At 40.9% G+C, this 22,767-nt stretch carries 22 protein-coding genes; 17 read left to right on the forward strand and 5 right to left on the reverse strand.

From position 1 onward, the window contains the following. Positions 1–28: 28 nt before the first annotated feature. Genes AN392_RS09325 through ung form a run of 6 tightly spaced genes read left to right on the forward strand, consistent with a single transcriptional unit; the run spans position 29 to position 5,433 of the window. On the forward strand, positions 29–841 hold the full coding sequence (locus AN392_RS09325; RefSeq protein ID WP_055012537.1) for an ABC transporter ATP-binding protein: 813 nt from the start codon (positions 29–31) through the stop codon (positions 839–841). Position 842: 1 nt separating this feature from the next. Continuing rightward, entirely contained in the window at positions 843–1,853 is a 1,011-nt protein-coding gene (locus AN392_RS09330) for an iron ABC transporter permease (RefSeq protein ID WP_055012549.1), read from the forward strand. Further along, positions 1,853–3,334, forward strand: coding sequence for a cobyric acid synthase (locus AN392_RS09335; protein WP_055012538.1), 1,482 nt, complete (start codon positions 1,853–1,855; stop codon positions 3,332–3,334). Before AN392_RS09330 ends, AN392_RS09335 begins: the two co-directional genes overlap by 1 nt. Beyond that, on the forward strand, positions 3,327–3,926 hold the full coding sequence (cobO, locus tag AN392_RS09340) for a cob(I)yrinic acid a,c-diamide adenosyltransferase (protein ID WP_016900538.1): 600 nt from the start codon (positions 3,327–3,329) through the stop codon (positions 3,924–3,926). Before AN392_RS09335 ends, cobO begins: the two co-directional genes overlap by 8 nt. Next, positions 3,926–4,774 (forward strand): cobalamin-binding protein, encoded by an 849-nt coding sequence (locus tag AN392_RS09345; RefSeq protein ID WP_055012539.1) that lies wholly within the window; start codon positions 3,926–3,928, stop codon positions 4,772–4,774. Before cobO ends, AN392_RS09345 begins: the two co-directional genes overlap by 1 nt. Further along, the gene (gene ung / locus AN392_RS09350; protein ID WP_016900536.1) at positions 4,771–5,433 is read left to right on the forward strand and encodes a uracil-DNA glycosylase; all 663 of its coding nucleotides are present in this window, start codon (positions 4,771–4,773) and stop codon (positions 5,431–5,433) included. The genes AN392_RS09345 and ung overlap by 4 nt, the downstream gene beginning before the upstream one ends. Positions 5,434–5,492: 59 nt before the next feature. Here ung and AN392_RS09355 read toward each other — a convergent pair whose 3' ends face one another. Together AN392_RS09355 and tal are read right to left on the reverse strand one after the other, a co-directional pair. Continuing rightward, the gene (locus AN392_RS09355; protein WP_008110646.1) at positions 5,493–5,681 is read right to left on the reverse strand and encodes a DUF3545 family protein; all 189 of its coding nucleotides are present in this window, start codon (positions 5,679–5,681) and stop codon (positions 5,493–5,495) included. 226 nt (positions 5,682–5,907) lie between these two features. Further along, on the reverse strand, positions 5,908–6,858 hold the full coding sequence (tal, locus tag AN392_RS09360) for a transaldolase (protein ID WP_008110647.1): 951 nt from the start codon (positions 6,856–6,858) through the stop codon (positions 5,908–5,910). Between the two features lie 218 nt (positions 6,859–7,076). Between tal and yaaA the strand changes: the two genes are divergently transcribed. Both yaaA and AN392_RS09370 read left to right on the forward strand, forming a co-directional pair. Continuing rightward, a complete protein-coding gene (gene yaaA / locus AN392_RS09365; protein ID WP_055012540.1) occupies positions 7,077–7,856 on the forward strand; it encodes a peroxide stress protein YaaA in 780 nt (259 codons plus the stop codon). A 119-nt stretch (positions 7,857–7,975) separates the two neighbouring features. Then, on the forward strand, positions 7,976–8,932 hold the full coding sequence (locus tag AN392_RS09370) for a mechanosensitive ion channel family protein (protein WP_010391531.1): 957 nt from the start codon (positions 7,976–7,978) through the stop codon (positions 8,930–8,932). A 449-nt stretch (positions 8,933–9,381) separates the two neighbouring features. Here AN392_RS09370 and AN392_RS09375 read toward each other — a convergent pair whose 3' ends face one another. Both AN392_RS09375 and srmB read right to left on the reverse strand, forming a co-directional pair. Further along, positions 9,382–9,702, reverse strand: coding sequence for a BON domain-containing protein (locus AN392_RS09375; protein WP_024600791.1), 321 nt, complete (start codon positions 9,700–9,702; stop codon positions 9,382–9,384). Between the two features lie 238 nt (positions 9,703–9,940). Next, entirely contained in the window at positions 9,941–11,167 is a 1,227-nt protein-coding gene (gene srmB, locus AN392_RS09380) for an ATP-dependent RNA helicase SrmB (protein ID WP_055012541.1), read from the reverse strand. Positions 11,168–11,243: 76 nt separating this feature from the next. On the opposite strand from srmB, the gene AN392_RS09385 reads away from it, so the two are divergent. From AN392_RS09385 to AN392_RS09395, 3 genes are all read left to right on the forward strand, one after another. Next, entirely contained in the window at positions 11,244–11,942 is a 699-nt protein-coding gene (locus AN392_RS09385; protein WP_010391527.1) for a tRNA1(Val) (adenine(37)-N6)-methyltransferase, read from the forward strand. A gap of 423 nt (positions 11,943–12,365) precedes the next feature. Then, on the forward strand, positions 12,366–14,375 hold the full coding sequence (locus AN392_RS09390) for an alpha-amylase family protein (protein WP_055012542.1): 2,010 nt from the start codon (positions 12,366–12,368) through the stop codon (positions 14,373–14,375). A 175-nt stretch (positions 14,376–14,550) separates the two neighbouring features. Further along, positions 14,551–14,997, forward strand: a complete 447-nt coding sequence (locus tag AN392_RS09395; protein WP_055012543.1) for a DUF2147 domain-containing protein — start codon at positions 14,551–14,553, stop codon at positions 14,995–14,997. A 50-nt stretch (positions 14,998–15,047) separates the two neighbouring features. Here the strand turns inward: AN392_RS09395 and fldB are convergent, their stop codons facing one another. Further along, on the reverse strand, positions 15,048–15,569 hold the full coding sequence (gene fldB / locus AN392_RS09400; RefSeq protein ID WP_055012544.1) for a flavodoxin FldB: 522 nt from the start codon (positions 15,567–15,569) through the stop codon (positions 15,048–15,050). Between the two features lie 105 nt (positions 15,570–15,674). Here fldB and xerD point away from each other — a divergent pair, with 105 nt between their 5' ends. From xerD to AN392_RS09430, 6 genes are all read left to right on the forward strand, one after another. Next, positions 15,675–16,601: a site-specific tyrosine recombinase XerD gene (gene xerD, locus AN392_RS09405; RefSeq protein WP_055012545.1), complete on the forward strand. Its 927-nt coding sequence runs from the start codon at positions 15,675–15,677 to the stop codon at positions 16,599–16,601. Positions 16,602–16,673: 72 nt separating this feature from the next. Beyond that, complete coding sequence (gene dsbC / locus AN392_RS09410; protein ID WP_010391520.1) at positions 16,674–17,402, forward strand: bifunctional protein-disulfide isomerase/oxidoreductase DsbC; 729 nt, start codon at positions 16,674–16,676, stop codon at positions 17,400–17,402. An 84-nt stretch (positions 17,403–17,486) separates the two neighbouring features. Further along, the gene (gene recJ, locus AN392_RS09415) at positions 17,487–19,208 is read left to right on the forward strand and encodes a single-stranded-DNA-specific exonuclease RecJ (protein ID WP_055012546.1); all 1,722 of its coding nucleotides are present in this window, start codon (positions 17,487–17,489) and stop codon (positions 19,206–19,208) included. A gap of 145 nt (positions 19,209–19,353) precedes the next feature. Further along, positions 19,354–20,452, forward strand: a protein-coding gene (gene prfB / locus AN392_RS09420) for a peptide chain release factor 2 (protein ID WP_152965248.1) whose coding sequence is annotated in 2 segments (ribosomal slippage) — positions 19,354–19,428 and positions 19,430–20,452 — 1,098 coding nt in all. Because the reading frame shifts where the segments join, the coding sequence is not laid out codon by codon here. 26 nt (positions 20,453–20,478) lie between these two features. Continuing rightward, positions 20,479–22,014, forward strand: coding sequence for a lysine--tRNA ligase (gene lysS, locus AN392_RS09425; RefSeq protein ID WP_054201888.1), 1,536 nt, complete (start codon positions 20,479–20,481; stop codon positions 22,012–22,014). Positions 22,015–22,368: 354 nt separating this feature from the next. After that, positions 22,369–22,551 (forward strand): hypothetical protein, encoded by a 183-nt coding sequence (locus tag AN392_RS09430; protein WP_010391514.1) that lies wholly within the window; start codon positions 22,369–22,371, stop codon positions 22,549–22,551. Positions 22,552–22,767 lie beyond the last annotated feature (216 nt).

A 22,767-nucleotide genomic window follows, 5' to 3' on the forward strand; every position in this document is an offset into this window, starting at 1 on the left:
GTGGGTTTTCCCTGCCTAGGATAATTTTTTGCACACTCAAACCGCTAAAAAAACTGCACTTCTAACCGTTAAAAATGTCTCTTGGCGAGTGGGTAACACCTTAATCCTTGAGCATATTAATTTGAGTATTGAGCGTGGCAAGTTTGTTGGCTTAATTGGTCCTAATGGTGCGGGAAAATCGAGTTTACTGCGTTGCTTGTATCGATTTAATCAGCCGTCAGCGGGAGAGGTTAAATTTAATAACACCGATATTTGGCAACTAAAAAGCGAAGACTACGCCAAGCAAGTTGCCGTTGTGCTACAAGAAACACCGTCGCAATTTAACCTCTCGTTATTCGATGTTGTGGCTCTAGGGCTTACGCCACATAAAACGCTATTCAGTTCGACCACTCAAGCAGATAAACAAAAAATAGCTCAGGCTATTAGCCATGTGGGACTTGAATCTCATAGTACTCAATTATTTGATTCGTTATCTGGCGGTGAAAAGCAACGTGCTTTTATTGCCCGCGCTATTGTGCAGCAACCGCAGCTTCTTATTATGGATGAACCAACTAGTCACCTTGATGTGAAATATCAAATTCAACTTATGGAGCTGGCTAAATCTTTAGGTATTACGGTATTTGCGTCATTTCATGACTTAAATTTAGCTGCTGTTATGTGTGATGAGTTAGTGGTTATTAAAAATGGAAAAGTTGTTGATGCAGGTAAGCCAAATAAAGTGGTCACCGAGCAGATGCTGGATGAGGTGTTTGGGGTTTGTGCACAAGTGAGCACTCACCCTCAATCAGCAGCTTCGGGTGAGGCTATTCCTCATATTACTTATTATTATGGATACCAATAATATGACGGTTTTTTCTAACCATACCGTTGCATTAATCGCTGCGCTACTATGCGTACTATTAAGTTTATTTATTGCACTGAGTTTTGGTGCGGCACCCACGTCGCTCGCAGATGTATATCAAAGCTTAACCTTTTCAAACGAGGCTTCATTTACCAGCCGTATTATTATTGAATTAAGAATGCCACGTACTTTGCTGGCTTTTTTAGCCGGTAGTGGCTTAGCGATTGCAGGTTTAATACTACAAACAGTCACCCGTAACCCCTTAGCAGATCCTTATTTATTTGGTATTTCGTCCGGCGCTTCATTAGGTGTGGTTATACTAATGTCTTTTGTGGGAGCTGGGGCGGGTATTGCGCTATCTGGGGCGGCATTAACCGGTAGTTTAGTGGCGATGGGATTATTAATTTTAATTGCTGGCAGCCAGCGTAATGCCCAAGTTGAATCGATGTTATTGGCGGGGGTAGCCCTATCATTTTTATTTAGTGCTTTTACTAGTTTGTTACTTTATTGGAGCGATCCACAAGCAGTCGCGGCTATTTTATTTTGGACTTTAGGTAGTTTTGCTAAAGCACAGTGGCAGTCGCTGCTGTTACCTGCCTTAGTCATTATAGTCTGTACAATAATCATGTTGGGTTTTAGGCGCCAGCTTAATGCCATGTTGTTAGGCGATGAAAGTGCGACAACGCTTGGCGTAAGAGTACATCGTTTTAGAATTTTAATGCTTATTTTAAGCTCGTTGATCACGGCCGTGTTAGTTGCCAACTGTGGTGGTATTGGTTTTGTTGGCTTGATGGTGCCACACATAGTGCGCTTTTTTATCTCTCAAGGTAGCCGCGTTGGATTATTAATGACCGGATTAGTCGGGGGAATATTTATGGTGTGGGTCGATGTGCTCGCTCGCTCACTATTAAGTAATCAAGAGTTGCCAATCGGGGTGATCACGGCGGCTATCGGCAGTCTATTCTTTTTAAGTATATTGTATTTTCGTAAGCGTCAGCTGGTGGTTCAATAATGAAAACACTAATGGTACAAGGCACTACCTCAGATGCGGGTAAAAGTACCCTGGTTGCAGCACTTTGCAGAGTGTTTGCTAATCAAGGTGTTAATGTTGCGCCGTTTAAACCGCAAAATATGGCGCTTAATAGTGCCGTAACTCATGATGGCGGTGAAATTGGTAGAGCACAAGCATTACAAGCCGTCGCGGCAAAAGTTGCACCTGAAATAGACTTTAACCCGATATTACTCAAACCCAATAGTGATACCGGCGCGCAAGTTATTATTCATGGTAGGGCTATCAGCAATATGGAAGCCGACTCTTACCATGACTATAAAAAAGTGGCTATGGAAGCGGTATTAACCTCGCATAATCGTTTAGCTAAACGCTTTGACTTATTGTTGGTTGAAGGGGCTGGTAGCCCAGCTGAAATTAACTTACGCGCAAACGATATCGCCAATATGGGCTACGCCGAAAAGGTCGATTGCCCGGTAATTATTATTGCTGATATTGATAAAGGGGGTGTGTTTGCTCACCTAGTAGGGACTTTGGCGCTATTAAGCGAATCAGAGCAAGCACGGGTAAAAGGCTTTGTGATTAATCGTTTTCGTGGTGACATTAGCCTATTACAAGGCGGGTTAGATTGGCTTGAAGAGTACACAGGTAAACCTGTGTTAGGGGTGTTACCCTACCTACACGATTTAGCACTTGATGCCGAAGATGCCGTTGCTATAGATAATAATGTGACCGAAGCCAGCATTAATATTGCGGTGCTGCTAGTGCCTCATATTAGTAACCATACCGATTTTGATGCACTGCGATTACACCCACATATAAATATAACCTATGTGCGCCATACTCAAACAATTCCATCTGTTGATTTAATTATTGTGCCTGGCAGTAAAAATGTACTTAGCGATTTGGTATTTTTAACAAATGAAGGCTGGGATCAGCAAATAAAACGCCATTTACGCTATGGTGGCAAAGTATTGGGTATTTGCGGCGGTATGCAAATGCTAGGTAATACGATTTGTGACCCTAATGCGGTGGAATCATCATTAGGGCAAATAGCTGGGTTAGCGCTTAGTGATTTTGATACCATTTTAGGTGAGCAAAAAGTGCTAAGCCAAGTAAATGCAATACTTAATTTAAACCAGCAGCAGGTTGCTTGTCAGGGTTACGAAATACATGCTGGGATCAGTAAAGGTCAAGCGCTCAACAAACCACTTATTCGCTTTAATAAACACCCAAATGGCTTTGAAACTGATGGTTTTATTAGTGATGATAATGCTATTGCTGGTACTTATTTACATGGCTTATTTGACAACGCAGCCGCTACAGAGCTGCTATTAAAGTGGCTAAAACCAGACAGTGAAATTAGTGGTATCAGCATCAATGAGCATCGCGAGCGCCAGCTAGAACGCCTCGCTGAAATGTGCCAAACACATTTAAACATTGAACAAATTATTAAAATTTACCAAGGACATAACAATGACTGAATCAACAAACGACAAGCACCAACAGCGCCAGCAAAAAGTAAAAGAACAAGTTGATGCTCGAGTAGCAGCGGCACAGCAAGAAAAAGGCATTTTTCAGGTTATTACTGGTAATGGCAAAGGTAAATCAACCTCTGGTTTTGGTGTGGTTGCACGCTGTGTTGGCCATGGTAAAAAGGCCGCGGTATGTCAGTTCATTAAAGGTACATGGGAATGTGGTGAGCGTAATTTACTACAAGGAGCTGGAGTTGAATTTGCTGTTATGAACACAGGTTTTACTTGGGATACGCAAAATAAAGAGGCCGATACTGCGGCAGCACAAGCAACATGGCAAGAGTCAAAGCGGATGCTAAGCGACAGCAGTATCGATGTGGTATTACTCGATGAGCTCACCTATATGGTGACCTATGGCTATATCGACCTTGAGGAAGTGGTTGCTGCAATTAACAACCGACCTGTAATGCAATCGGTAATTATTACTGGCCGTGCTGCGCACCGTACCTTAATTGAGCTGGCCGATACCGTAAGTGAAGTGCGTAATGTAAAGCATGCGTTTGAGTCGGGCGTAAAAGCACTAAAAGGCTTTGATTACTAATGTTAAAACGCATTATTCTTGGGCTGTTATTGTTTGCTGTTTATGTACCTCAAGCCTTAGCCGACAAGCCGCTTCGTATTGTGGCTTTGGCACCACACATAGTCGAAAATTTATATGCCATTGGGGCGGGTGATCTAATAGTGGGCACGCTGGATTACGCAGATTACCCACAAGAGGCGACTAAAATTGAGCGTATCGGTGGCTATAATGGCATTTCTATCGAAAAGTTACTCATGCTCAAGCCTGACATGGTCATTGCGTGGAAAAGCGGTAATCAGGCAGAAGATTTAGCACAAATTAAGCGACTAGGGATTGAATTGCATTTAAGTAATCCACGCTCTATTGAAGGCGTAGCTAAGGAAATACTAAAATTAGGTCAATTAACCGGTCATATTGAGCAAAGTAAAAAAGTAGCTGAGGCATTTACAGTTAAGCTCAACGCAATTAAAGCCGCGCAGCATAATAAAACCATGCTTACTGGGTTTTATCAGCTGTGGCCAGAGCCTATGATGACGGTATCAAAAAATACCTGGATAAATCAGTTAATCGAAACCTGCCAAGTAACCAATGTATTTGCCGACAGCGACACAGATTACCCACAAATCAGCATTGAAAACGTAATAGTCACCAAGCCACAAATTATTATTATTCCCGATGAAAAATCCAAACAGGTAATACCTACAGTTAATTGGCAGCAATGGCCTGAAATTCCGGCGGTTAAATATGAGCAATTTATTAGCGTTAACGCGGATTTATTACATCGTTTTTCCCCTAGAATGCTTGATGGGTTAGCACAAATGTGTGACAAAGTTGAGCTATCTAGAGAACTTATTAAGAGTCAATTATGAGCAACTGGTCATCTTTTTTAAATCACGAACTTAGCCAAGCATATATGCAGCAAACCCTTGAATATGTTGCGAATAAACGATCAAACGGTATTGCTGTGTTTCCACCAGAACCGCAGGTGTTTAACGCGTTTGATGCAACTCCACTTAGCGACATTAAAGTGGTTATATTAGGGCAAGACCCTTACCATGGAGAAGGGCAAGCGCATGGCTTGTGTTTTTCTGTATTGCCTGAAGTTAAAAAGCTCCCGCCTTCACTTAAAAATATCTATAAAGAGTTAGTGACGGACATTAATGGTTTTATTACGCCAGAGCATGGCTATTTACAAAGCTGGGCAGATCAAGGTGTGTTTTTGCTTAATACAGTATTAACAGTAGAGCAAGGCCAAGCCCATTCCCATAAACATTTAGGTTGGGAGCAATTTACCGATAACGTAATTACTCATATAAATGAGCATTGCCAAGGAGTGGTGTTTATTTTGTGGGGCGCACATGCACAAAAAAAAGGTAAAAGCATTGATCGCCAGCGCCATCATGTATTGTCTGGGCCGCACCCTTCACCGCTTTCTGCGCATCGCGGATTTTTTGGCTGTCAGCACTTTTCAAAAACCAATGAACTGTTAATAGCGCAAGGAGCACAGCCCATTAATTGGCAAGTATAGGGTAATTGGTATTAAAAAAGGCTTTCATAAATGAAAGCCTTTTTAGATGCTGTTGTTGATTAAAACTCTAATTCATCAATAGCAATACTATCAGCAAAATAGTCGAGCTCCTGTAGTTCTTTGCGCAAACGTTGCTTATCTTTTATTGCTTCTATTTCGCGCCATTTTCTTTTTTTATTTTTTTGAGAGGTTTTTTTCGATGTATCAGAACCTTCTAATATCTCTATTATTTCGTTTAGGCTATCCATTGATTATCTCCTATTGACCACTTTTTGAACCTCGGCAGTATCTATACCACAGCTATTAATAAAATAGAATATAAATGTGACGAAACTGTTACTGATGGGTGGTATTTTGATGAAGATCAATACAAAAAGAACGTAAATGGGGACAAGTCGAGTATTTAAAGTAAATCGCAGACATAAAAAAACGCCGCTAAAAGCGACGTTTTTTAACTCATTAAACAGCTGTTAGTTACATCGCTTTAAAGCGTGCCTCTAGTTGCTCTTGCGCATCTGCAAATGAGCGAATACCTTCAGCTAGTTTCTCAGTAGCCATAGCATCTTGGTTATGTAACCAACGGAACTGTGCTTCGCTAAGTGGCTCTGGTTTTGGCTCTTTAGCAATATCGCTCTCTAGTAAGTATTCTTGTGCGTCTTCTAAATTACCTAGCTCTTCTAAAAGATTAGGGCTAATTGTTAGCTTATCGCAACCTGTAAGGGCAATAATTTCACCGGTATTACGAAAGCTTGCGCCCATAACAACCGTTTTGTAATCGTGACGTTTGTAAAACTCAAAAATACTACGCACCGATTGTACGCCAGGATCTTGTAGCGGGTCGGTTGGTTTTTCCATACCGTTTGCTACGTGCCAATCTAAAATTCTGCCAACAAATGGCGAAATTAAAAATACGTTTGCATCAGCACAGGCACGGGCTTGAGCATCACTAAATAAAAGCGTTAAGTTACATTTAGTGCCTTCTTTTTCTAACTGTTCTGCGGCTTTAATGCCTTCCCAAGTAGAGGCAACTTTAATTAAAATCTTGTCTTTGCTTACACCTTCTTTCTCGTAAAGGCTTAGTAAAGTATGTGCTTTATTAATTGTTGCTTGGGTATCAAATGATAAACGTGCATCAACTTCAGTAGAAATATAACCCGGAACAATTTCGCTAATTTCTTTACCGAGTAATACTGCAAAATAGTCACAAGCCAGCTCTAGTTGTTTTGCAGGCTGTTGCTCGGTTTCTTTAGCGTATTGCCATGCTTTATCTAGATAAGGTTTGTAAGCTTCAATCTCGCTCGCTTTTAAAAGCAGCGATGGATTGGTAGTCGCATCTTCAGGTTGATGTTTTTTTATGGCTTCTATATCGCCCGTGTCGGCCACGATAGAAGAGTGTTGTTTAAGCCTTTGTAGAGCGCTAGTCATTTGCTTTTCCTCATTCCAAGCAAGTTAAAAGAAAATCTAAACTACCTTAATATAGCTATACTGCAACAGTGTGACAATGCTTGATAGGTCTTATGTCCTTATCAATGAAAAAACGGTAACGGTTGAGTTTTAGGTAGGATAATTTTAAACAAAACGTGCTTTTCGTCTCATTTAATGTTGAAATTGACATTAAATAATTTACAAGTCAATAGCTAACTATGATCACTGTTATTTCACCAGCAAAGAATCTTGATTACGACACGCCACCCGCAACAGATAAGTTCACTCAACCTGAATTACTTGAGCACAGCGAAGCGCTCATGAAAGTATGCCGTGAACTAACTCCTGCGCAGATTGGTAGTTTAATGAAAATTAGCGATAAGCTCGCGGGCCTTAATGCAGCACGTTTTAGTGAGTGGGCGCAACCGTTTACTACGAGTAATGCTAAACAAGCGGTGCTTGCCTTTAATGGCGATGTATATGGCGGTTTAGATGCCGACACCCTAACGGCTAAGCAACTTGATTATGCTCAAGAGCATTTACGTATACTCTCGGGTTTATACGGATTATTAAAACCACTTGATTTAATGCAAGCCTACCGCCTAGAAATGGGTACAAAGCTTGAAAACAGCCGTGGTAAAAACCTATATGAGTTTTGGGGCAGTATTATTGCTAATAAACTTAACGACGTTTTAGCGACACAAGATGCACAATACTTAGTTAATTTAGCGTCTAACGAATACTTTAAAGCGGTAGATAAAAAAACGCTTAACGCACAAATTATTACGCCACATTTTAAAGACTGTAAAAACGGCCAATATAAAGTGATTAGCTTTTACGCTAAAAAAGCGCGCGGTATGATGGCGCGTTACCTTATCGAAAACCAAGTCACGCAATTAAGTCAGCTTAAAGAGTTTACCGTGGCCGGTTATTACTTTAGCTCAGAAGCAACCACTAAAGAACTTGAACCGGTATTTTTGCGCGAAGAGCAAAGCTAAATTTAGCGCTATTTGCAGCTAAACACATACCCAAAAAGCTATGCACTGCATGGCTTTTTTTATACTGGCGCTATTTTTGCAAACCTTAGGTTATTAATAGAAACTAAGGTATAAAATAAATGCTCTCAATTCCCTCAATTACAGAAGCCGAAAAACTTATAGAAGAGAAGCTCGGCGGTTGGTTTGATGTTGTTATAAGTCATATCCCTAACTTTATAGTCGCGGTGATTATTGCGATTATATTTTCATTCATTGCCCGCCTTGCAGGCAAAGGAATGAAAAAAGTATTACGTCGCTCGCTCGATTCAACTCAAATTGCCGACTTAATGGCCTCCATTTTTAAAGTTATTGTTCTGAGTGTTGGGGTCTTTATTGCCCTTGATTTTATGGGCTTAAAAAGTACCGTTACGTCACTGCTTGCGGGTGCAGGTATTGTTGGTCTTGCCATTGGTTTTGCTTTTCAAGATATGACCGAAAACCTAATTGCGGGTATTGCTATGGGTATTCGTAAACCGTTCAAAGCGGGTGATGTTATCGAGACCGATAACGTATTTGGTTCAGTGCATTCAATAAACTTGCGCAACACACTAATAGAGAGCTTTTACGGGCAGTTGATACTGGTTCCTAATAAAATACTATTTAGAAATGTACTGCGTAATTACAGCACTTTAGGGGTCAGAAGAATAGAGGTACCTGTAGGTATTTCTTACGCTGATGATATAGAAAAAGCCAGTGAAGTTATTGTCGAAAAAATTAATCAATTTGACTTTGTGATCCGCAAAAATGAGACCGCGGTGTACGCAGAAGGCTTTGGTGATAGCAGTATAAACTTACTGGTATGGTTTTGGATTAAATACCCTGGTGAGCCCGATTTTATGACGGTGCGTCACAAAGGCGTTGTGGCAGTAAAGCAAGCACTCGATGCTGCTGATATAAGTATTCCGTTTCCTATTCGTACGTTGGATTTTGGTATTAAGGGCGGTGAAAAACTCGATGCCATGATAAGCGATAAAATAAGTCAGCAGTCAGCAAACAAAGAGGGTGACAATAATACTGATGCAAGCCAAGGTAAATAAATAATTTAAAACCCGATGGTAAAAGCATTGGGAAATAGTTACTGACTATCAGCGCGTTTTTACAAAGTAAAACGCGCTTTTTTTATAATAATTAATTGATGATCTGAAGTAATTAAAGCCTTGCGTTAACTAAGTTAAAAGCGTCTCAATTAGAAAACTATATCGATAAGGTTTCTCATCTCAAAATAGATTACTTAATTAATCGAATTTGTGCTCAAGCTTGATGCAAGCCCTATATAGTAAGTGTCTGTGAGTAATAAAGGATTCAATGGTTTAAGTAGCTGCAATTAGCGTCGCGATTGGTGCGTAAACGAAAAGGCTTTTAATCAAGCTATTTAAACTGGATTGGGATTATGTCTGTATTGAATTTATCTTGTGCAGGCCATAAAAAGCGCCGCTTGTGTTGGAGAAGCAAGCAGCGCTGAAGAATAAGTTAAGAAGGAGGTGTATTAAATAACACTAATTTTGTTGCGAATTACTTTAACTCCATCCATATTTTCTAAAAACTTTTGTGCAAGAGCACGCTCAAAACCGTTATTAGCTTTGCCTTTAAGTTCAACGTCGCCATTTTCGACCTGTACGTTCAAATTTTCTAATTCTAAATTTGGATTAGTACGTAACTCATGAGTAATAGATTGTTGTAAATTAGGTTGTGTGGCCACACTACTTACTACTGCTAAATGCGTTGCTGCACTAACTTTAAAAGCAGAGACTAATAAAAATAAACAACAAAACGAAATAAAACCGATAGTAAATTTAATGCGACTCATAACTATATCCTTAGTGTTTTTGAAAAAGCAGCGCCGATACTCGGCGTTTTAATACTCATACACTAGCTTGGGTTACAAGTTTCATTCCAAAATTAACCATTTGAAATAATTGGATATTTTATTAAGTAGTTATTCAGCTAAGTAGTTTTTACATATTACTCTGAATTGCTTACTCACTGTTTTTAAGCCACAAAAAAGCCGACAAACGTCGGCTCAATCAAATGTATTAAAGCTAAAGCTATTTTTTCTTTTTAGCTTTGGCTTTTTTCTTCGCTTTCATTTTTACTGGATCTTTACGCTTTTTAACTGGTGGCTTAGCTTCTTTATGTTTTGGCTCTAATCCTTTAAATACACGGCGTTTTAGCTTCTGCTCTATGTAACGTTCTACTTTGTAAAGGATGCCAATATCGTGCGCTTCAATTAGTGAAATCGCTATGCCTTTTTTACCCGCGCGGCCTGTACGGCCAATACGGTGTACGTAAACATCTGCAGTGCGAGGCATATCAAAGTTAATTACGTGGCTTATATCAGCTACATCAATACCACGCGCGGCTACATCGGTCGCGACTAAAATGCGGGTTTTGCCACTGTGGAAATTTTCCATCGCTTTCATGCGTTTATCTTGTGGCATTTCACCACGTAGCCACGCAGCTTTAACGCCGTTATTGGTTAGTTCACCAATAAGGGTTTCAAGGCGCTCACGAGTTTTTACAAACACAATCGCTTTACTAACATCAGGGCCGTTTAAGGTGTTAACTAATAGCTCAAGTTTATGATGATAATCGTCGGCTAAATGAACCCATTGATGTATTTTAGCTTTTTCTTTGCGTGATGATTCGGCTTCAAGCAGAGCCGGGTCGTTTAAAATACGCTCTGCAAATAATTCTACGCTGTCACCTTCAAGAGTAGCTGAGAATAAAAAGCACTGACGACGGTTTTTAGCTTCATCACAAATACGCAGCATTTCTTTACGAAAGCCCATGTCGAGCATGCGGTCGGCTTCATCAAGAATGAGCATTTCTACGTTTTCTGCGTGGAAGTTTTCAGTTTCCAAATACTCCATTAAACGCCCAGGTGTGGCGATTAAAATGTCGTTATTATTTTCAAAAATTTCTTTGTGTGTACCGTAATTAATACCGCCGGTAACCACCCCAATTTTTAAGTGGGTTTGTTTTGCAAGTAACTCACATTGTTCATGAATTTGATAAGCAAGCTCGCGAGTTGGGGTCATAATTAATACCCGTGCAAAGCCCGGATCACGACGCGGGAAATCTATTAAATATTGAATTGCTGGAATTAAAAATGCCGCCGTTTTACCCGTACCTGTTGGTGCAGACGCTAAAATATCACGCCCTTTCAACGCCTCAGGAATGGCTTGTTGTTGAATGCTAGTAGGGGTTTCAAAACCCATTTTATTGATAGCATTGAGTAGCTTATTATCAAGATCAAATTCAGAAAATTGCATAGAGTGTCAAAAATAGGGGACAATTGCCGTTAATTATACGCACTTAAACCTACTTGGTGAATGAAAAGGTGAAAAAATGTCTGGTTTTGCATTTAAACAATTTAAGGTTGAGCACGACCAGTGCGCCATGAAGGTATCTACCGATGGTATTTTACTTGGAGCATGGGCTGATTTAAGCGGTGCAAGTTCGTTATTAGATATTGGCACAGGTACGGGGTTGTTGGCGTTAATGTGTAAACAGCGAGTGCCAGATTTAAAGGTGAGTGCGGTTGAGGTTGATAAGGCCGCCTACCAGCAAGCTGTACAAAATTGCCAGCAAAGCCCTTGGCCAGACATTAGCATTTATCACCAGTGTGTACAGCAGTTTGCGGCTGAGACTAAATTTGATTGCGTTATATCTAATCCACCTTATTTTAATCACAGTTTAAAAAGTGATAATGCAGCACGCAATGCCGCTCGCCATACCGATGGTTTAAGCTTTGCAGAACTCATTGCTGCGTTTAAACGCTTAACGCATAAGCAAGCACGTTTTAATTTAATTTTACCTAGTGAAGAGGCACAGTTATTTATAACCTTGGCGCAGCAGCAAGGGCTGTATTTAAGCGCGCATTGCCAAGTAAAAACCACACCGAGTAAAGTGTTCAGCCGCAGCTTAATGCGCTTTAGCTCAATCAAAACAGAATTAGAGCAATCAGTGCTTTGCATAAAAGATGAAAACAACACCTACACAGCTGATTATGTCGGGCTTTGCAAAGCATTTTATTTAAAGATGTAAGCTATTTATTGAGCTTGGTTATTTAGGGCGTGTTGATCTTTGATGGTTGGATTTGCAGCAGTATGTTTGGTTTTTAGGCAAGGCAGAGCCTATGTAGTGTGGTTATTCCCCATAAATAGGCGATAACGCAGCATAAATACCAAACATGCGCTGCCCTCTGGGTTCTTTCTCGGGACGATAAACTCTTTGTTGCTCGGTTTTTACTTAGCCCGCTAGGTTACACACCTCGCGCCGCGATTTAATCGCCCCTAGGTTGAACAAACTTCAATCCGCAATGATCAACACGCCCTAGTAAAAAAGGATAATTTACCCATTATGCATACGTATTCAGTTTTTATTTAATCAATCACCAGACTAGTGTTAACCACTTGTAAATAACGTCGAGTATGTTGTTTAACTCGCTCAACACTTGGAACACACACTATGAAGCTGAATAAAATAATCACCACTGCAGGATTGAGCCTTGGCTTAACTTTACCAAGCTTAGCTATGGCTGCACCTACAACATTTGTGCATCTATTTGAATGGAACTGGCAAGATATAGCTCAAGAATGTGAACAGTTTTTAGGGCCCAAAGGATATGCTGCTGTACAGGTATCTCCGCCTAACGAGCATATTACAGGTAATCAATGGTGGACTCGCTACCAACCTGTGAGCTACCAACTGCAAAGCCGTGGCGGGAACCGGACGCAGTTTATAGATATGGTTAATCGATGTAATTCGGCAGGCGTAGATATATATGTTGATACCCTAATAAACCATATGGCTGCAGGTAATGGTACTGGTACCGACGGTAATAACTTTGGTAATAAACAATATCCTATTTATAGCCCACAAGATTTTCACCAAAGCTGTTCAATTAACCCTGAGGATTACGGTAATAATCGCTATCGTGTGCAACATTGCGAGCTGGTAGGGCTTGCCGATTTAAATACCGCTTCAACTTATGTGCAAAATACGTTAGCGGCATATATTAATGACTTACAAGCCTTAGGAGTTAAAGGCTTTAGGTTTGATGCTGCTAAGCATGTTGCTGCAAGTGATATTCAAAGTTTAATGGCAAAAATAAATGGCTCGCCAGTGGTTTTTCATGAGGTGATAGATCAAGGTACTGAAGCGGTAGATGCCTCAGAGTATTTAAGTACAGGTTTAGTTACTGAGTTTAAATACAGTACACAGCTTGGTAATACATTTAGAAATGGCTCGCTTGCGTGGCTAAGTAATTTTGGTGAAGGTTGGGGTTTTATGCCAAGTTCATCAGCTGTGGTATTTGTTGATAACCATGATAACCAACGTGGGCATGGTGGTGCGGGTAATGTAATTACTTTTGAAGATGGCCGTTTATACGACCTAGCTAACGTCTTTATGTTGGCGTATCCGTATGGGTACCCAAAAGTCATGTCGAGTTATGACTTTCATGGTGATACCGATGCAGGTGGGCCAAGTGTGCCAGTGCACAATAATGGTAACTTGGAATGTTTTGCAAGCAAATGGAAGTGTGAGCATCGTTGGTCGTACATTGCTGGTGGTGTTGATTTTAGAAATAACACTGCCGATAACTGGACTGTAACCAACTGGTGGGATAACACCAATAACCAGATTGCATTTGGGCGAGGTAGCTCAGGCCATATGGCAATTAATAAAGAAGACTCAACTTTAAATGCAACAGTTCAAACAGATATGGCTGCTGGGCAGTACTGTAACGTATTAAAAGGTGAGCTTTCGGGTGATGCTAAAAGCTGTAGTAGTGAGGTTATTACAGTTAATAGTAACGGCACGATTAATTTAAATGTGGCGCCATGGGATGCCATGGCTATTCATAAAAATGCTAAATTACTACAAGGCTCGCTCCCTAATAACGGCGGTGATTGGCAAAGAACCGTTGTTTTTATCAATGCGCTAACACAAAGCGGACAAGATATGTTTGTTCGTGGTGGAATAGATCACACTTATGCCAATGCAAACCTTGGTAGAAACTGCCAAACAACGAACGTTGAATGTGCCATGCCTATTCGTCACAACAATTTAAAAAACAACACCACTTTGCCTTGGAAAGCAAACGATAATTACCTAGATTGGTATGGTATCGAACAAGGTCAAAGCAGTGAGGCGCAAGGTAGCGCTATGGATTGGACTACTAATATATGGCCTAGTGAATTCGGGGTGCAAAAAACGGTAGATAATGATGGTTTTGGCGTTACAGCACATAACATATGGGGCGAACACTACTGGATGCTTGATGTTGATATGGATTGCAGTAAAGCCGTTAACGGCTGGTTTGAACTCAAAGCATTTATAAAAAATGGCCCAGAGTGGGAGGGCGATATAAATCAAGCAAACATCCCATATGCAAGCACTAACCATATGGCCCAGTGCGGCAAAATTAATATGTTTGAATTTAATAGCTCAAGTGTAGAGGTGCGTGACTTTTAAATATGCACTTTTAATCATGTACTTTAAAACGTGATTATTATTTAAAAACCAAGTGTGTTAAAAGCACTTGGTTTTTATTTTTTACATGCACCTAATTAGCTAGGTAATTTCATAGTGTGTTTATAAATCAGCTGGTATTATTGTTTTATTCGCTATTTAAAATCAAAGCAACTCAATGAAAAACTTCAATAAACTAACTTTACTAAGCACTCTCGCTGCAGCTTTATTTATAAGCCATAGTGCGCATGCAAACATGAGTCCTGTAGGGCTTTGGAAAACCATTAATGAAGACACCAAAGAAGCAAAGTCTTATGTACGCATTACTGAACAAGATGGCGTACTGACTGGCAAAATTGAAACAATACTCAATAAAAATAAGCAAGATGCGCTTTGCAGCGAGTGTGGTGGTGATAAAAAGAATCAGCCGATGCTAGGCATGACCATTATTGAAGATGTAACTTATGCCGGAGATGGTAGTTGGGAAGACGGTGAAATACTCGACCCAAATAACGGTAAAACCTACAGCGTGCGTTTAACTCCGCAGCAAAATGGCGAAAAACTTGAAGTGCGTGGTTATGTGGGCTTTTTTTACCGTAACCAATACTGGTTAAAAGTAGAGTAGTTAAATATTAAAAAGCGCTGCATGGCAGCGCTCTTTGCAATAGCGCAAAGTTACAGGGTTTCAGCGTACTCTGTCAACACTTGTTCTACCCAAGTGGCAATACGCTCGTCGCTTAGCTCGTACTGACTATCTTCATCAAGGGCTAAACCAACAAATTGTTTACCGTCTTCGGTAAGGGCTTTAGAGGCTTCAAATTCGTAATTACTGTCGTTAGGCCAAAAGCCAAGTTGAGTAATGGCTTGGGCATTTATTTCATCATGAAGCATGCCTAATGCGTCTTGAAACCACTGGCCATACCCTTGCTGGTCGCCCATACCAAATAAGGCTATGGTTTTACCATTTAGATCAACGTCTTTTATGTCGTCCCACTTTGATTCCCAATCTTCTTGAATTTCGCCAAAGTCCCACGTAGAAATACCAAAAATGATAAAGTCATATTGCTCAGCGTTTTTAAGCGGCTCGTCTTTAATATTATGTAAGCTGACAATGTCGGCGCCTATAATGTCGCGTATTTTTTCTGCCGCCATTTCGGTATAGCAGGTAGTAGAACCAAAAAATAAACCAATCTGCATCGTATTTATCACTGTGTAATTGCCTGTTATGATAGGCTCAAGTTTACCGTAAGGTATTTTTAATTGATACCTTCTCCCGTGGTATTACCAACATGAGATCACAACGTGACAACGCTATCTGACGATTTACCTGAACAAAATAATGAGCTAAGCAGCAATAGCGACTTTTTAGAAACCTTTCTTGATAGCCTCTATTTAGAGCAAGGCGTAAGTGAAAACACACTGAGCGCTTATCGCAGTGACTTAGATAAGTTTTGCCAATTTTTAAAAGGCGAAAACTTAATGACGGTAACCAGCCTCGACGTTGAAAGTTACTTAGCGCACCGTGTTGATTTGGGGTTAAAACCACGCAGTACTGCACGCAGTATTAGTGCATTAAAACGTTTTTATCAGTACTTTGTACGCGAAAAAATGATTAGCGACTCACCTATGGTTAATATTGCTCAGCCTAAAGCGGGGCAGTCGTTACCAAAAACGCTTTCTGAGGCTGAAGTAGAGGCGCTATTAAGTGCCCCCAATATTGAAGAGCCAATGGGACTGCGCGACAAAGCCATGCTCGAGCTCTTGTATGCAACGGGTTTGCGGGTAACTGAGCTGGTAGGGCTGAGAATGGAGCAAATAAATTTGCGCCAAGCTGTGGTGTTTGTAAAAGGTAAAGGCAACAAAGAGCGGTTAGTGCCTTTAGGTGAAGAGGCTATGTATTGGCTGGAGCAATTTTTAAAGCTTGGGCGAGCACAAATGATAAAACATGCCACCGATTTTGTATTTCCCTCTAAACGTGGGGTGGGCATGACACGACAAACTTTTTGGCATCGGATTAAACACTATGCTATTTTGGCATCCGTTGAGTCGCCGTTATCGCCCCACACCTTGCGACATGCATTTGCAACGCATTTATTAAATCATGGGGCTGACTTGCGTGTGGTGCAGATGATGCTTGGCCACAGCGACCTATCAACTACCCAAATTTATACGCATGTAGCGAATGAGCGATTAAAATCGGTGCATGCTGAGCATCATCCTCGTGCTTAAGCGAATTTTTTTGTCACTAAGCCGGTCATATAGACACGATAAGATAAGTATTTTTAGGATAGAGAACCCGTTATGAAAAAATTAATGTTAGCAGGTGCCATGTTGTGCACTAGTTTGAGCGCTTTTGCTAATGGTGTTGCAGTAACACCCGATGCCAATGATCCTATTGTGACAAAATTTGCCGCGCTAGGAGTAACTGTTAAACAAATTAACCCAAGTCCGGTTGCGGGCTTAAAAGAATTGATCACCAATAAAGGGGTGCTGTATGCAAGCCCTGACGGTCAGTTTTTAATGCAAGGTACGCTAATCGATTTAAACAACCGTAGTAATTTAACTGAGCAAGCGCTTAATGGTGTGCGTCAATCAGGGTTAAAAGAATACGAAGATTCAATGATTGTGTATAAAGCGCCAGAAGAAAAACACAGCATTACCGTGTTTACTGATATTAGCTGTGGTTACTGTCGTAAATTACACCGTGAGCTTGATGACTTACTTGAGTCGGGTATTACGGTTAAATACCTAGCATTTCCACGTGGCGGCCTGCAAGGATCAGGTTATGCTGATTTAATGAATGTGTGGTGTGCTAAAGATCAGCAAGAAGCACTTACTGAAGCTAAATCTGGTGCAGATACACAAATTGTAAAAGACTGTAGCGCACCCGTTGCAGAGCATTACCAATTAGGGCAAAGCTTTGGCATTAGTGGTACACCGGCTATTATTTTAGAAGATGGCACGATGATCCCAGGCTACCAACCAGCTGCCGCACTAAGCGCTGCGCTTGAGGCGAATAAAGCAGGTTAATTAAAAACCTGAGTACCTGTTTAAAAAGGCCTTTATGGCCTTTTTTTGTCTTTTTGTTATGAATATCATAAGTTAAAAACCAGCATGAAAAAAATGATCATTGCGCGAGAACCCGTTGACGACTCTCATCTACCTAGTCATCTACACCCTGTTATTAAGCAAATTTATGCCACGCGTAACGTCTGCCATGCTGATGAATTAAATAATAGTGCGGCCACTTTGCTCGACTTTAAGCTATTTAAAGATATAGACAAAGCCAGCCAATTATTAATTGATGCATTGCATGCACAAAGTAAAATACTAATTGTTGGCGATTTTGACGCCGATGGCGCAACCAGCACCGCCACCTTAATGCAAGGGTTGGCCATGTTTGGCTTTACCCATTTAGATTATTTAGTGCCAGACCGCTTTAGTTTAGGTTATGGCTTAAGCCCAGCATTGGCTGAGCAAATAGTCACTATGCAGCCCGATTTAGTGATCACCGTAGATAACGGTATATCGTGTATTGCAGGGATTGATATTGTTAAAGCCGCAGGCATTAAAGTGCTGGTTACAGATCATCATTTACAAGGCGAGCAACTGCCTAATGCCGATGCTATTGTTAATCCTAATCGTCATGACTGTGATTTTCCCTCTAAGTCGATAGCTGGTGTTGGTGTGGCGTTTTATTTGCTTATCGCATTGAGAAGTGCGCTGCGTGAACAAGGCTACTTTAACCAACATCCTATGCCAAATATTGCTGACTTACTCGATATTGTAGCCCTTGGTACGGTGGCCGATGTGGTGGCTCTGGATGCGAATAACCGTACGTTAGTGCATCAAGGCTTGGCACGTATTCGAAGTGGTAAAACCCGCCCAGGTATCACCGCACTGATTGAAGTGGCTAATCGCAATGCAGCTCGTTTGAGTGCCAGCGATTTTGGCTTTTCATTGGCGCCACGTTTAAATGCAGCAGGGCGTTTAGATGATATGAGCCTAGGTATAGCTTGCTTACTTAGCAACGACATAAATCAAGCAAGGCGCATAGCCGGTGAGCTTGACAGCTTAAACTTTGCCAGACGTGAAATTGAGCAAGGCATGCAAGTAGAAGCGCAAGCCGTGCTCGATAGATTGGCATTTAAAGAAGATAGTGTGCCTGATGCTATTTGTTTGTATCAAGACGATTGGCATCAAGGTGTTATTGGCATTTTAGCGGGGCGCTTAAAAGAAAAGTACCACCGCCCAACCGTGATATTTGCGGGTGGCGAAAACGGTGAAATAAAAGGTTCATGTCGCTCTATTGAAGGCTTGCATATGCGCGACCTGCTTGAAGGTTTAAACACTGCGCAGCCTGGTTTAATTAATAAATTTGGCGGCCACGCAATGGCGGCAGGTTTAAGTATTAACGAGCAGCAATTTGCTGAGTTCAAACGCGCATTTGATAGTGCAGTTAGCGAGCAACTCAGTGAAGAAAGTAAACGCTGTATTGTATTTACCGATGGTGAGTTACCTAATGATTGCTTTAGCATGGATTTTGCCCAGCTTTTAAAACAATCGGGCCCGTGGGGGCAGCAGTTTCCTGAGCCGATATTTGAACACACCTTTGAAGTAATCCAGCAGCGTATTGTGGGTGAAAAACACTTAAAGCTGGTATTAAAGCATCAGTCTGCACGCTTAGTGGATGCCATTGCCTTTGGGATAGATGTAAAAGCGTGGCCAGATACCGAGGCGCAGTTTGTTAAAGTAGCGTATCAGCTCGATATAAATGAATTTAGAGGTAAATTTAGCTTACAACTTATAGTTAGAGAGCTTGAAAAAGTGGGCTAAAAAATATCTTCAAACCATGCATAAAAGGCTAATAAAACGCGCGGTTTTTTGTTAAAATCGGGCGTTTTTATTATTTAATGATTTTTAATTGCGCTCGGTCTCTTTTTTAAGTGCGCAATAACCTAGCCATTTTGGAGTAATGTACATGTTTGAAGTGAATCCTGTGATTAATCAAATCAAGGAAATTCGCGAACGTACTGAACTGCTTCGGGGGTACCTTTGACTACGCTCTTAAACAAGAACGTTTAGAAGAAGTTAACGCCGAACTTGAAGATTCAGCCGTATGGAATGAGCCTGAGCGCGCACAAGCCCTTGGTCGTGAAAAGTCAGCACTAGAAGCCGTGGTTGAAACAATCGATAACCTTGTTGCTGGTACTGACGATGTTGAAGGTTTAGTAGAGCTTGCTGTTGAAGCTGAAGATCAAGACACCTTTGATGAAACACAAAGCGAACTAGCTGATTTAAACCAGCAGCTTGAAGGGCTTGAGTTTCGTCGTATGTTTTCAGGCTCTCACGATTCAAACGATGCCTACCTTGATTTACAATCAGGCTCTGGCGGTACTGAAGCACAAGACTGGTGTAATATTTTACTGCGTATGTACTTACGCTGGGGTGAAGCAAAAGGCTTTAAAGTAGAGCTTGTTGAAGCGACCGATGGCGATGTTGCTGGTATTAAAGGCGCAACGGTACGTTTTTCTGGTGAGTATGCATATGGTTGGTTACGCACTGAAACAGGCGTACACCGCCTAGTTCGTAAAAGCCCATTTGATTCAAGTGGCCGTCGCCATACCTCGTTTGCATCTGCGTTTGTTTATCCAGAAGTTGATGACAACATTGAGATTGATATTAATCCGTCTGACTTACGTATAGACGTTTACCGTGCATCTGGCGCGGGTGGTCAGCACGTAAATACCACTGAATCGGCAGTACGTATTACTCACGTACCAACCAATACCGTGGTGCAATGTCAAAACGAGCGTTCACAACATAAAAATAAAGCCCAAGCAATGAAGCAGTTAAAAGCGAAATTATTTGAGCTTGAGCTACAGCAGCAAAATGCTGAAAAGCAAAGCCAAGAAGACAACAAGTCTGATATTGGCTGGGGAAGTCAAATTCGTTCATACGTACTTGATGACTCGCGTATTAAAGACTTACGTACTGGCGTTGAAAACCGTAACACTCAAGCGGTACTCGATGGCGACCTAGATAAATTTATTGAAGCCAGCTTAAAATCTGGTTTATAACCACCAAGCTAAAAAAGAGCTAAAAAATGACTGATCAAATCCAAGACGAAAATAAGTTAATCGCTGAGCGTCGCGGCAAATTAGACGCTATTCGCGAAAATTGCCCAGCCAACGGTCATCCAAACCAATTCCGTCGTGAGCATTACACGGCAGATTTGCAGGCTGAGTTTGGTGATAAGAGTAAAGAAGAGCTAATCGAATTACAGCATGTGGTATCGATTGCAGGTCGTATTCTTGCTAAACGTGGTCCATTTATGTCTATTCAAGACATGAAAGGCCGTGTACAAGCATATGCCTCAAAAGACGTTCAAAAAGATTTAAAAGCAAAATATGGTCAGCTTGATATTGGCGATATTATTGGTGTTAAAGGCGCGCTGAACAAATCAGGTAAAGGCGATTTATACGTAGAAATGACAGAGTACGAACTGCTGACTAAGTCACTTCGTCCACTACCAGAAAAATTCCATGGCTTATCAGATCAAGAAACTAAATACCGTCAACGTTATGTTGATTTAATTACTAACGAAGCAACGCGTGAAACATTCCGCATTCGCTCACAAGTAGTTGAAGGCATTCGTCGCTTTTTAGCTGACCGCGATTTTATGGAAGTAGAAACGCCAATGCTACAGGTTATTCCTGGTGGCGCGACGGCACGTCCGTTTGTAACGCATCATAATGCGCTTGATATCGACATGTACTTGCGTATTGCACCAGAGCTTTACTTAAAGCGTTTAGTGGTAGGTGGTTTTGACCGCGTATTCGAAATTAACCGTAACTTCCGTAACGAAGGGTTATCGACACGCCACAACCCAGAATTCACTATGATTGAGTTCTACCAAGCGTACGCTGACTACATTGATTTAATGAACATCACCGAAGACATGTTACGTACAGTTGCAACTAATGTACTGGGCAGCCCAATTGTGGTTAACACCACTAAAGATGAAAACGGCGACGTTGTTGATTCAGTAGAGTATGATTTTGGTCAACCATTCACGCGTTTAAGCATGGCAGATGCTATCTTAAAATATAACCCTGAGTTTGATGCTGCAGTATTTAACGACCCAGAAAACCACTTTGAAGAATTAAAAGCGTACGCTAAACAAGTACACGTTAAAATTCCTGAAAACTGCGTATGGGGCCCAGGTAAGTTCTTATGTGAAATATTTGAAGAAACGGCTGAGCATATGCTTATCCAACCTACATTTATCACAGGCTACCCGTGGGAAGTATCTCCACTTGCACGTCGTAACGACGAAAATCCATTTGTAACTGATCGTTTTGAATTTTTTGTTGGCGGTCGTGAATTAGCAAATGGTTTCTCAGAGCTTAACGATGCACAAGATCAAGCTGAGCGTTTTACTCGTCAGGTTGAAGAGAAAGACGCTGGTGATGATGAAGCAATGCATTATGACGAAGACTACATTCGCGCACTTGAGTATGGTTTACCACCAACGGCAGGTGAGGGCATTGGTATTGACCGTTTAGTGATGCTATTTACTGACTCATCAACTATCAAAGATGTTATTTTATTCCCGCACATGCGCCCACAAGCTGACTAAGCTTGAAGGAATAAACTATAAAATTATTAACGCCGCTAATTAGCGGCGTTTTTTTTGCCTTATTGTTTGTGAGACATTGCCTAAACTTTATATTAGGGCTTTTAATTAATAAGTACTACACTGATAATAAAATGTAAGTACAAAGGGATATTAACCTTTAATTCAGTTTCATTATCATAAAGTTGCCTCACTGCTTAGCAACATTAAAGCAGTGCTATAACTTTTTGGTATGATTGTTTTTTAAACATTATGTTGTATTTATGTGAATTTTTTAGCTAAAATATGGCCGAAATTTGTACACGGTCATTCTTAGTCGTAAAAAATAAAAATTTCTAAAGGACTTAGATAAATAATATGAAAGTTAAACAAGTAGAATCTTTACCCGATGAGAGCACCACAGAGCAACAGCGACAAGCTTATTACCGCGCGTGCATTGCCGAGTTTCAAAAATTGGGCTACCAAGAGCAATATCTTGCTGAACTTACGGATGAACTAGTGCCAGTGATGGGTGTAAACTCAAGCACTCCAAATACCTAACCTGATTAATTTTCAAACTAATTACACTTTAAAACCAGACATGTGTGCAATCTATAGCCATATAGTCACTTTTGTCAGAAAAGTGTTTGACATATTTTCTGAAATCTTTATTATACGCCCCACAAGACGGAGAGGTGTCCGAGTGGCCGAAGGAGCTCCCCTGCTAAGGGAGTATAGAGTTTGTAGCTCTATCGAGGGTTCGAATCCCTCCCTCTC

The organism is Pseudoalteromonas sp. P1-16-1b, from assembly GCF_001401785.1.
Lineage (GTDB): Bacteria > Pseudomonadota > Gammaproteobacteria > Enterobacterales > Alteromonadaceae > Pseudoalteromonas > Pseudoalteromonas undina.